The sequence below is a fragment of the Arthrobacter sp. I3 genome (assembly GCF_000520575.1).
GTDB classification, from domain to species: Bacteria; Actinomycetota; Actinomycetes; order Actinomycetales; family Micrococcaceae; genus Arthrobacter; species Arthrobacter humicola_A.
Genome location: NZ_KI914917.1, coordinates 18,436 through 28,294, shown reverse-complemented (window position 1 = coordinate 28,294; position 9,859 = coordinate 18,436). Strand labels below are relative to the sequence as shown.

Here is a 9,859-nt window from a genome sequence, read left to right as displayed (position 1 = left end):
CCGCGCACCCGCGACGAACCGGTCAACCCGCCGCTGGTGCTGTCCTCGACCTACTTCGGCACGGGACCGCTGGGCGACGGCGACCGCGGCTACGGCCGGTATTCCAACCCCACATGGGACCCCTTTGAAGAGGCGCTGGGGCAGTTGGAGGGCGCGGAACTGCCAGGCCTGCTCTACGCGTCGGGACTCGCCGCCGTGAGTTCAGCCCTGTCCCTGGTGCCCGCCCAGGGCGTGCTCGTGATGCCGTCGCACAGCTATGCGGGATCGGTCACCATGGCCACCGAACTGGCGGCCAAGGGGTTCCTCGAGCTGCGGACGGTGGACATCGCGGACACCGCCGCCGTACTTGCGGCGCTTGCCCCGGCGGGCGGGCGCGCCGCAAGCATGCTCTGGCTGGAGAGCCCCACGAACCCCATGCTCGGCGTCGCGGACATGCGGGCGCTGACCGCCGCGGCGCACGAGGCCGGCGCCATCGTCGTCACGGACAACACCTTTTCCACGCCCTTGGTGCAGCAGCCCCTGAGCCTGGGCTCCGACGTCGTGCTGCATTCGGTGACCAAATACCTCTCCGGCCACTCCGACGTCGTACTCGGTGCCCTGGTGACGTCCGACGCCGGTCTCCGCGCCGCCCTGCTGCACCACCGGACCATCCACGGCGGAATCGCCGGACCATTCGAGGCGTGGCTGGCGCTGCGCGGGCTCCGCACCCTGGCGCTGCGGATCGAGCGTTCGCAGGCGTCGGCCCAAATCCTGGCCGAGCGGCTCGACGGTCATCCGAAGGTCGCCGGCGTCCGCTTCCCAGGGCTGGCCTCGGACCCCGGCCACGCGCGGGCCAAGGAGCAGATGAAGGGTTTCGGTTCCGTCCTGTGCATCGAGGTGGCACCGGTGGGTGGGCAGGGCAGTGGCCTCAGCGGCGCGGACGCCGCGGACCGCATGATTCGCGCCCTGCAGCTTTGGCTCCCTGCGACCTCCCTGGGTGGGGTGGAATCCCTGATCGAACGCCGGCGCCGGCACGCCGCCGAGCCGGAGAGCGTGCCGGACAACCTGGTCCGGATGAGCGTGGGCATTGAGAACGTGGAAGACCTTTGGGCCGATTTGGAGCAGGCATTGGGCACTCTGGACGGCTAGGCTGGGGGAGTGGACGGACGCATACTCATTTACTTTGTCGAATCCGGGGTTTACCTGGTCCTGGCTGTCGTGGCCTTTGTCCTTGAGGCATGGGCGTTTTTCGATTGCCTCCGGCACAAGGCCAACGCGTTCGAGGCCGTATCGAAGCGGACCAAGACCTTCTGGCTGGCCCTGACCGGCGGCGCGTTCGCCGTGGGGCTGTTCTCCCTGCTCTCGCAGCTGGGCAGCGGTGGCGGCGCCAGTTCGCTTGGCATTTTCGGCCTTGCGGCGGTGACGGCCGCGTCCGTGTACCTCGCCGACGTCCGCCCCGCCGTCAAGGACGCCGGCCGCGGCCGCGGCAGCAACATGGGCCCCTACGGCCCCTGGTGATCCCCACCGGCACCCTAAGCTCGCAAGCTCGCTCAGGGAACCCTGCCGGCGTGGGCCCCCCACCGGCACCCTAAGCTCGCAAGCTCGCTCAGGGAACCCTGCCGGCGTGGGCCCACCACCGGCACCTAAGCTCCCGGGGCCACGGCTTCCCAGCCGACCGTCACTTCGCCCAGCCGCCAGCGGGACGGGCCGTCCTCGATCGGCCAACCGGCGTCGAGCAGTGCGCGGCACATCGCCCCGAAGCGCTGCCGGTTTCCGAAGGCCGCCAGCGGCGCCGCTTCCAGCCAGGCTTGGTCCATCGCCTGCAGGTAGGCGTGGATCTTCTCGCCGGGCACGTTGCGGTGGATCAGGGCCTTCGGGAGCCTTTCGGCAACGTCGGAGGGCAGCACGAAGGCACCGAACCGCATGGACAGGCTCAGGCTCAGCGGCCGCTCGACGTCCAGCGCCACCCAGGCGGCGCGCCGTCCGATCTCATCGCACGTGCCGTCGATGAACAGCCCGCCCGGGGCCAGCCGGTCCTGCACCAGCCGCCAGATGCCCGCCACGTCGGCCTCCTCGTACTGCCGCAGCACGTTGAAGGCGCGGACCAGCACGGGCTTTCCGGTCATGGGCAGTTCGAAGCCGCCCAACTGGAACCTTAGGCCGGGCCGTTCAAGGGCTTGGGCCTGCCGGACGCGCTCCGGTTCGATTTCGATCCCCACCATTTGTACGTCCCCGCGGACGGCGGCGAGGCGTTCGAAGAGTTCGACGGCGGTGGCCGGTGAGGCGCCGTACCCAAGGTCGACGGCGAGAGGATGGGCCGCGGCCCGCAGCCGCCATGCCTGGGGCCCCGTCAGCCAGCGGTCCACGCGGCGCATCCGGTTGGGGTTCGTGGTTCCGCGGGTCACGTTACCCACGGGCCTGCCGCCGCGCGCGCTGCCCCTCGTTCCGCCCTTGTTCCGGGGGGCCAGCACCCGTTCAGCCTTCTGCACCACCGCCCAAGCCTATCCTCCAACGCGGGGTCACCTCACTTCCGTGGTGGCCGCTGGATGGACCGGCAGCGACCCCGCGTTGCCCTGAAGCGGGCGGTGAAGCAGAAGGTGAGGCACGCTCTGAAACGCGCGCTGTGTAACGCTCGGCACCGCCGCCAACCGCTCGGCTAGGATGAAAACCATGACTTACAAGCTGATTCTGCTGCGCCACGGCCACAGCGACTGGAATGCCAAGAACCTGTTCACCGGCTGGGTGGACGTTGACCTCAATGACCAGGGCCGTGCCGAGGCGGTGCGCGGCGGCGAGCTGCTCGTGGAGAACAACATCCTCCCCGACATCCTCTACACCTCGCGGTTGAAGCGGGCCATCAACACGGCAAACATGGCCCTGGAAAAAGCCGACCGCGGCTGGATCGACGTCAAGCGCGACTGGCGGCTCAACGAGCGCCACTACGGCGCGCTGCAGGGCAAGGACAAGGCCCAGACCCTCGCCGAATTCGGCGAGGAGCAGTTCATGCTGTGGCGCCGGTCCTACGACACCCCGCCGCCGCCCCTGGCTGACGATTCCGAGTTCTCCCAGGTGGGGGACCCGCGCTACGCGGACCTCGGCGACGCCATCCCGCGCACCGAATGCCTCAAGGATGTCCTGGTCCGGCTCATGCCGTACTGGGAATCAGACATCAAGGAAGACCTCAGGGCCGGTAAGACCGTCCTGGTCACCGCCCACGGCAACTCGCTCCGTGCACTCGTCAAGCACCTTGACGGGATCAGCGACGAGGACATCGCCAGCCTGAACATCCCCACCGGCATCCCGCTGGTCTACGAACTGGATGAGGACTTCAAGCCGCTGAACCCGGGCGGCACCTACCTCGATCCCGAGGCCGCCGCCGAGGCCATCAAGGCCGTCGCTAACCAGGGCAAGAAGTAACCGGTCCCCGCCCGGCCAGGCACTAAGCAAGGCACAGAGCACAAACGACGGCGTCCGGCCACCCCCAAGGTGACCGGACGCCGTCGTTCGTATCAGCGCGGTGCTATCAGCGCCGTTGTAACTGCTGCTGAATCAGCCGCAGTTGGCCGGAGTCAGTTGTGCTCGATCGTGCTCGGCTGCCACGCGCCCGTCACCAGGTACGTGACCTTCTGGGCCACGGAGACGCCGTGATCCGCGAACCGCTCGAAGTAGCGGCTGGCCAGGGCAACGTCCACCGTGGTGGCCGGCGTCTCCTGCCAGTCGCTGCGGGCGATCGCCTGGAAAACGCTCAGGTGAAGGTCGTTGACGGCGCCGTTGGCCTTCATGATCTCCCGGGCCACGCCGAGGTCGCGGGTTGCCAGCAGCTCCGTGAGCTTCTGGGCGATCAGCAGGTCCTGTTCCGCGAAAGCCTTGAAGGTCTCCCGCAGCTGGTCCGGGACCACTGACGCCGGATAGCGCAGACGCGCCAGCTGGGCCAGGTGGCGGGCGAGGTCGCCCATGCGTTCGAGCGAGGCGCTCATCCGGAGCGAACCAACCAGCATGCGCAGATCGCTCGCCACCGGGCCCTGGAGGGCGAGGATGTCGATGGCCCGCTCGTCGAGGCTGTTCTGCAGGAAGTCGATGCGGGCATCGGCGGCAATCACGTCCTCGGCGAGGTCGATATCGGCGCCCTGGAAAGCTGTCGTGGCCTTGTCGATGGCCTCTGTGACCAGCGCTGAGATCTCGACGAGCTGTTCCCTTACCTGGGCGAGCTCCTCCTGAAAAACCTTACGCACGTGTGCGTCCTTTCCTCGGAAATATTGCCTGCAATCGAAGTGGCGGGCCTATTTCGGTTCACCTACCGGCGCTCCAACTGTCAACTCTTTCAGTGTCCGGTGAACTGTTACGCCCCAATAGGTGAACGTTAGCTGAACCGCTGCCCGAATCGCAGGAGATTTCGGTTTCGGTCACGTGGCAGAGCATAAGCTGGAGCCGTGGATCCAATGCTCATCGGCGTGATCGCCGGCCTGATCGGCCTCTCGTTTGGCATGTTCGGCGTACTCGCGTTCCGGGTCAGTGAGCAGCAGCGGCATATTGTCGACGTCGACGTCGATGACCCTTCGCTGCCCGAGGGGGCCGCGGAAGTGCTCGCCGTCCTCGGCCGCGCGTTCGTGGTGGTGGATGCGATCGACGGCGTGGTCCGCGCCAGCCCCGCCGCCTACGCCTACGGCCTGGTCCGCGGGCACACGGTGGTGCACCAGCAGCTGCTGGAACTGACGGCCAAGGTGCGGCGGGACGGCGTCATCCTCGAACAGCAGCTGGAACTGCCGCGCGGCCCGCTCGGCCAGGGCACGATAGTTGTCCAGGTCCGGGCCGCCGTCATCACGGAGGAATATGTTCTCCTGCTGGCCGATGACCGGACTGAATTCACCCGCACCGAGGAAGTCCGCAACGACTTCGTCGCGAACGTCTCCCACGAACTGAAGACACCGGTCGGGGCGATCTCGCTCCTGGCTGAGGCACTCGAGTCGTCCGCTGACGACCCCGAGGCGGTGAAGCGGTTCGCCAAGCGCATGCACAAGGAGTCGACACGGCTTGCGGCGCTTGTCCAGGACATCATTGAACTCTCCCGGCTCCAGGGCGCCAACGTCGCGCAGCAGGGCCGCCCGGTTGACATCAACCTTGTGGTCAGCGAGGCCGTGGACCGCTCCGTGCTGCCGGCCGAGAGCAAGAACATCCAGCTGGTGGTCGGCGGGCACGCCGATGCCCTGGTCTACGGCGACCAGGACCTTCTCGTGACCGCCCTGCGCAACCTGATCGATAACGCCATCCGCTACTCGCCGGAGAACACCAAGGTGGGCGTGGGCATCCGGGCCAAGGACGGTCTCGTGGCGGTCTCGGTGACGGACCAGGGCGATGGGCTCAGCGCCGAGGACCAGGAGCGCGTCTTTGAGCGCTTCTACCGCGTGGATGCTGCCCGCTCGCGGCAGACCGGCGGCACCGGGCTTGGCCTGAGCATCGTCAAGCACGTCATTTCCAACCACGGCGGCGAGGTGACCCTGTGGTCCCGGCTCGGCCAGGGTTCCACGTTCACCATTCGACTTCCCGAGATAGAAGGGCAGGACGACGGCGACGTCCCCGAGGCGGGCAAGCCCGCTGCCCAAACTTCCAGTCGGGACCCCAGACCGCAACGACGTGACGCCGCAGGCGTCCATGAGCAAGGAGCTACCGCTTGAGCAGGATTCTGATTGTCGAGGACGAGGAGTCCTTCAGCGACCCCCTGTCCTACCTGTTGGGTAAAGAAGGCTTCGAAGTGGAGGTGGTGGACAACGGACTGGACGCCATCACCGAATTCGACCGCAACGGCGCCGACCTCGTGCTCCTGGACCTGCAGCTGCCTGGCCAGTCCGGCACGGAGGTCTGCCGCCAACTCCGGCAGCGCTCCGGGGTGCCCGTGATCATGCTGACGGCCAAGGACTCGGAAATCGACAAGGTGGTGGGGCTCGAACTGGGTGCCGACGACTATGTCACCAAGCCCTACTCCTCGCGGGAACTCGTGGCCCGGGTCCGGGCCGTCCTGCGGCGCCAGAGCGAGCCGGAGGAACTTGTCTCCACCACGGTGCAGGCCGGTCCTGTTCGGATGGACATTGAACGCCACGTGGTCAGCGTCGGGGGCGAGCAGGTCGCGTTGCCGCTCAAGGAGTTCGAGCTGCTGGAGATGCTGCTGCGGAACTCCGGCCGGGTCCTGACCCGCGGGCAGCTGATCGACAGGGTCTGGGGCTCCGACTACGTGGGGGACACCAAGACCCTCGACGTCCACGTCAAGCGGCTGCGCAGCAAGATCGAGCCGGATGCGTCCGCGCCGCGGTACCTGATCACGGTCCGGGGGCTGGGCTACAAGTTCGAGCCCTAAAGGTCGGAAGAGGCGGCCCGGCGGCCGCTGCTGCCCTGCCGCCGGGCGGCCGGGCCGCTGGAGGTCCGGCGCAGTTGAACATCGGGGGACACACAAAAGGAGGGGCACCTGCAGGTGCCCCTCCTTTTGCAGTAGGTCCAGCCGTTGAAGCTAGTGGCCGGCCGTGCTGCTCGGCGTCGGTGTGGCCGTGTCGGTCGGCGTAGCCGTCTCCGTCGACGTGGCCGTGCCGGACTCGGTGGGCGCCGGCGTCGGCAGGTACGACTTGTAGTCGACGATCGTGCCGTCCATGACCGGAACCGTGAACTTGGCTTCCTTGTTGGTGCCGTTCTCGGAGATGGTGACCTCGAGGACGGCGCCCGGCTTGGCGCCGGCCGGGGTCAGGATCGCGGCGTCGGTGGAGTCGTTGAGCATGGTGTAGGAGTTCTTCTTGACCGGAACCTGGGTCTGCGAGCCCTCCGCACCCTTGATGGTCAGCACCACGTCGTTGGAGGAGGTGTTGTACACGGCGCCGATCACACGGCCCGGCTTGTCCTCGCCATCGGAGACGATGATGAAGTTGCGCAGCTGCAGCGCACCGAGATCCGTCCGGGTTCCGTCCGAGGCCGCGTACTGCTCCGTGGTCTGCTGGGCGTTGATGTAGCCGCAGCCGGTCAGGGACAACAGGCCGATGCCAAGTGCAGCCGTTGCCATTGCCAGCTTGCCGCGCTGGCCCCGGTTCATCGCAGTGAAACGCACGTCACGCACTCCTTGAGAGTCTTGAAACATTATTCAGCCATAGCCTAGCCGCAATCGGCCGCAAACAAGGATTCGGCGACTACACACAAGCGCGGCCAAGTGTGCTCCTCCGGCGACGGGACCCGGCTCGGCGGGGGACGGAAACCTCTTGGCAGTTAGGGCTGCAGGCACTATTATCCGCATTCGTCAAGGGGTTTGAGGGGGCGGATTGCGGCCATTTTCCCCGGATTCATGCGGTTCCAGGCACGTTTTGATGCCAGTTGTATGCCTTAATCGTGATAAACTGGTCTGCGGGAAAGGGGAATGTCCACATGGTTTTTGAGGTCGGCGAGACAGTAGTTTACCCTCACCACGGTGCAGCCAAAATTGAAGAAATCAAGATGCGCACCGTCAAGGGCGAAGAGAAGATGTATCTCAAGCTCAAGGTGGCTCAGGGTGATCTGACCATTGAAGTTCCAGCAGAAAACGTTGACCTGGTAGGGGTTCGGGACGTAGTGGGCAAGGAAGGCCTGGAGCACGTGTTCGACGTGCTGCGGGCCGAGTTCACTGAAGAACCCACCAACTGGTCGCGTCGCTACAAGGCAAACCTGGAAAAGCTTGCTTCCGGTGACGTCATCAAGGTAGCCGAGGTCGTCCGTGACCTCTGGCGCCGTGATCACGACCGGGGTCTCTCCGCGGGAGAGAAGCGCATGCTGGCCAAGGCCCGTCAGATCCTGATTTCGGAACTGGCACTGGCTGAGAAGACTGATGAAGAGAAGGCTGCAAGCGTTCTCGACGAGGTCCTGGCTTCCTAGCACAGGGCCGGCCCAGCAGGGCCGGCGAAGATAAGAATCGAACCCCGGTGGCGTCAGCCGCCGGGGCTTCTTTTTGCCCTTTTTCAGCGGCCGCCCTCTCCGTTGCGCTATCAGTTGAGGTCCCTTTGAGCGCTCCAGGGCAGCCACAACCAGGGCAACGGGATGGTCCGAGGCGCGGGGACGTAGTCTTGTGCCCATGGATACTGCACCGACGAATACGTCGCAGGCGAATACGTCACAGCCCGGTCCCGCCACAGCGGTCATAGTTGTAGCCGCCGGCTCCGGCCAGCGCCTGGGCTACGGCATGCCGAAAGCAAAAGTGCCTCTGGGCGGGGACACCATCCTCACCCACGCACTGCGCGGTGTGGCGGCTGCCGGGATCGCACAGCAGATCTGCATTGCGCTCCCCCCGGGCGACACTGAGTTGCGGGCGCTGTGCGAGGCCTTCACACAGGAGCTTGCGGCCGGACACTCCGGCGCGGCGTCGGGCCCCGGCGTCCGGGCTCCCGTCGTGACGGTCGTCGACGGCGGTGCGGACCGCGCCGATTCAGTCCGCGCAGCGATGGCGGCCCTCCTGCCGAATATCGAATCGGTGCTGGTCCACGACGCCGCCCGGGCGCTGACGCCTGAAGCCGTCTTTCACCGCGTGGCAGCGGCGCTCGGCGCCGGTGCCTCGGCCGTCATCCCGGTGATACCGGTCGTCGACACCGTCAAGACCGTGGAACCGACCACCGGCGACGGCGCCGCGGTGGCCCCCGAGCTGGTCACCGGGACGGCGCCCCGGGAGTCGCTCCGCGCCGTGCAGACACCGCAGGGATTCGCCCTGAGCACCCTGAAACGCGCCCACGAGGCCGCCTCCGGGTTCGACGCCGGCCAGGCCGCCCTCGTCACGGACGACGCGATGCTTGTAGAGCTCATCGGGGTCCCGGTCCACGCGGTACGCGGCGCCAGCCAGTCCCTGAAGATCACCACGCCCCTGGACCTGATCCTGGCCGAAGGCCTTCTCGAGGGACCCCTGGGCTTGCGCTGGGTGGAAGGATGAGCATGTCCACCAACCCGCCAGTCGTTCCCCCGGTCATTCCCCGGACCGGGATCGGCATCGATGTCCATGCCTTCGCCGCCGAGGACGAGCCGCAGCCGCTGTGGCTCGGCGGCCTCTTCTGGGAGGGAGAGCGGGGTCTGTCCGGCCACTCAGACGGCGACCCCGTGGCCCATGCCGCCGCCGACGCACTTTTCTCGGCCTGCGGGATCGGGGATCTGGGCACGCACTTCGGTACGGACCGGCCCGAATATGCCGGAGCATCCGGCGTGACCTTGCTGGCCGAGGCCGCCCGGATTGTTCGCGCCCACGGATTCGAAATCGGCAACATCGCCGTTCAGTTCGTGGCGAACCGGCCAAAGTTCGGCCCGCGGCGGGAGGAATCCCAGCAGGTCCTCAGCGCCGCTGCCGCGGCGCCGGTGAGCGTCACGGCCACCACGAGCGACGGGCTCGGGTTCACGGGCCGCGGCGAGGGGATCTCGGCCGTGGCAACAGCGCTCGTGTATCCGGCAGGCTAATCACCGCAGGTTAAGCACCGCAGGTTGGGCGCCGCTGGTTAAGCACGGGAGAGCGGGGTCTGTCCGGCCACTCAGACGGCGACCCCGTGGCCCATGCCGCCGCCGACGCACTTTTCTCGGCCTGCGGGATCGGGGATCTGGGCACGCACTTCGGTACGGACCGGCCCGAATATGCCGGAGCATCCGGCGTGACCTTGCTGGCCGAGGCCGCCCGGATTGTTCGCGCCCACGGATTCGAAATCGGCAACATCGCCGTTCAGTTCGTGGCGAACCGGCCAAAGTTCGGCCCGCGGCGGGAGGAATCCCAGCAGGTCCTCAGCGCCGCTGCCGCGGCGCCGGTGAGCGTCACGGCCACCACGAGCGACGGGCTCGGGTTCACGGGCCGCGGCGAGGGGATCTCGGCCGTGGCAACAGCGCTCGTGTATCCGGCAGGCTAATCACCGCA

The 9,859-nt window shown here is 67.1% G+C and carries 11 protein-coding genes and 1 pseudogene; 9 read left to right on the top strand and 3 right to left on the bottom strand.

The genetic code is table 11. The features are described from left to right. Together Y706_RS24535 and Y706_RS0109085 are read left to right on the top strand one after the other, a co-directional pair. On the top strand, positions 1-1,128 hold a 1,128-nt coding region (locus tag Y706_RS24535; RefSeq protein WP_084476039.1), incomplete at its 5' end, for a trans-sulfuration enzyme family protein. Positions 1,129-1,137: 9 nt separating this feature from the next. Then, complete coding sequence (locus Y706_RS0109085) at positions 1,138-1,497, top strand: DUF2516 family protein (protein ID WP_028276353.1); 360 nt, start codon at positions 1,138-1,140, stop codon at positions 1,495-1,497. Between the two features lie 125 nt (positions 1,498-1,622). On the opposite strand, the gene Y706_RS0109080 is transcribed toward Y706_RS0109085, so the two are convergent. Then, a complete protein-coding gene (locus Y706_RS0109080) occupies positions 1,623-2,471 on the bottom strand; it encodes a class I SAM-dependent methyltransferase (protein WP_028276352.1) in 849 nt (282 codons plus the stop codon). 178 nt (positions 2,472-2,649) lie between these two features. Between Y706_RS0109080 and Y706_RS0109070 the strand changes: the two genes are divergently transcribed. Continuing rightward, complete coding sequence (locus Y706_RS0109070; RefSeq protein ID WP_028276351.1) at positions 2,650-3,396, top strand: phosphoglyceromutase; 747 nt, start codon at positions 2,650-2,652, stop codon at positions 3,394-3,396. Positions 3,397-3,548: 152 nt separating this feature from the next. On the opposite strand, the gene phoU is transcribed toward Y706_RS0109070, so the two are convergent. After that, a complete protein-coding gene (phoU, locus tag Y706_RS0109065; RefSeq protein ID WP_028276350.1) occupies positions 3,549-4,211 on the bottom strand; it encodes a phosphate signaling complex protein PhoU in 663 nt (220 codons plus the stop codon). A gap of 207 nt (positions 4,212-4,418) precedes the next feature. On the opposite strand from phoU, the gene Y706_RS0109060 reads away from it, so the two are divergent. Together Y706_RS0109060 and Y706_RS0109055 are read left to right on the top strand one after the other, a co-directional pair. Next, positions 4,419-5,651, top strand: a complete 1,233-nt coding sequence (locus tag Y706_RS0109060) for a sensor histidine kinase (protein ID WP_028276349.1) — start codon at positions 4,419-4,421, stop codon at positions 5,649-5,651. Next, a complete protein-coding gene (locus Y706_RS0109055; protein WP_028276348.1) occupies positions 5,648-6,328 on the top strand; it encodes a response regulator transcription factor in 681 nt (226 codons plus the stop codon). The genes Y706_RS0109060 and Y706_RS0109055 overlap by 4 nt, the downstream gene beginning before the upstream one ends. Before the next feature lie 150 nt (positions 6,329-6,478). Here Y706_RS0109055 and Y706_RS0109050 read toward each other — a convergent pair whose 3' ends face one another. After that, positions 6,479-7,048 (bottom strand): hypothetical protein, encoded by a 570-nt coding sequence (locus tag Y706_RS0109050; RefSeq protein WP_028276347.1) that lies wholly within the window; start codon positions 7,046-7,048, stop codon positions 6,479-6,481. A 326-nt stretch (positions 7,049-7,374) separates the two neighbouring features. On the opposite strand from Y706_RS0109050, the gene Y706_RS0109045 reads away from it, so the two are divergent. The 4 genes and pseudogenes from Y706_RS0109045 to ispF (Y706_RS24530) form a co-directional block, all read left to right on the top strand. Further along, positions 7,375-7,857: a CarD family transcriptional regulator gene (locus Y706_RS0109045; RefSeq protein ID WP_026266570.1), complete on the top strand. Its 483-nt coding sequence runs from the start codon at positions 7,375-7,377 to the stop codon at positions 7,855-7,857. A gap of 196 nt (positions 7,858-8,053) precedes the next feature. Next, positions 8,054-8,899 carry a 2-C-methyl-D-erythritol 4-phosphate cytidylyltransferase gene (gene ispD, locus Y706_RS0109040; RefSeq protein WP_028276346.1) on the top strand — a complete coding sequence of 282 codons (846 nt, stop codon included), beginning with the start codon at positions 8,054-8,056 and terminating at the stop codon, positions 8,897-8,899. Next, the gene (gene ispF, locus Y706_RS0109035) at positions 8,896-9,414 is read left to right on the top strand and encodes a 2-C-methyl-D-erythritol 2,4-cyclodiphosphate synthase (RefSeq protein ID WP_156945104.1); all 519 of its coding nucleotides are present in this window, start codon (positions 8,896-8,898) and stop codon (positions 9,412-9,414) included. Before ispD ends, ispF (Y706_RS0109035) begins: the two co-directional genes overlap by 4 nt. Before the next feature lie 47 nt (positions 9,415-9,461). Further along, positions 9,462-9,851 (top strand): annotated as a pseudogene (gene ispF / locus Y706_RS24530) (2-C-methyl-D-erythritol 2,4-cyclodiphosphate synthase); the annotation flags it as partial. Positions 9,852-9,859 lie beyond the last annotated feature (8 nt).

Bases quoted from the DNA above. Each gene is read 5' to 3' on its own strand.
- Y706_RS0109070 (WP_028276351.1), top strand. From the start codon at position 2,650: ATGACTTACAAGCTGATTCTGCTGCGCCACGGCCACAGCGACTGGAAT.
- ispD (WP_028276346.1), top strand. From the start codon at position 8,054: ATGGATACTGCACCGACGAATACGTCGCAGGCGAATACGTCACAGCCC.
- Y706_RS0109050 (WP_028276347.1), bottom strand. From the start codon at position 7,048: ATGAACCGGGGCCAGCGCGGCAAGCTGGCAATGGCAACGGCTGCACTT.
- Y706_RS0109045 (WP_026266570.1), top strand. From the start codon at position 7,375: ATGGTTTTTGAGGTCGGCGAGACAGTAGTTTACCCTCACCACGGTGCA.
- Y706_RS0109060 (WP_028276349.1), top strand. From the start codon at position 4,419: ATGCTCATCGGCGTGATCGCCGGCCTGATCGGCCTCTCGTTTGGCATG.
- ispF (WP_156945104.1), top strand. From the start codon at position 8,896: ATGAGCATGTCCACCAACCCGCCAGTCGTTCCCCCGGTCATTCCCCGG.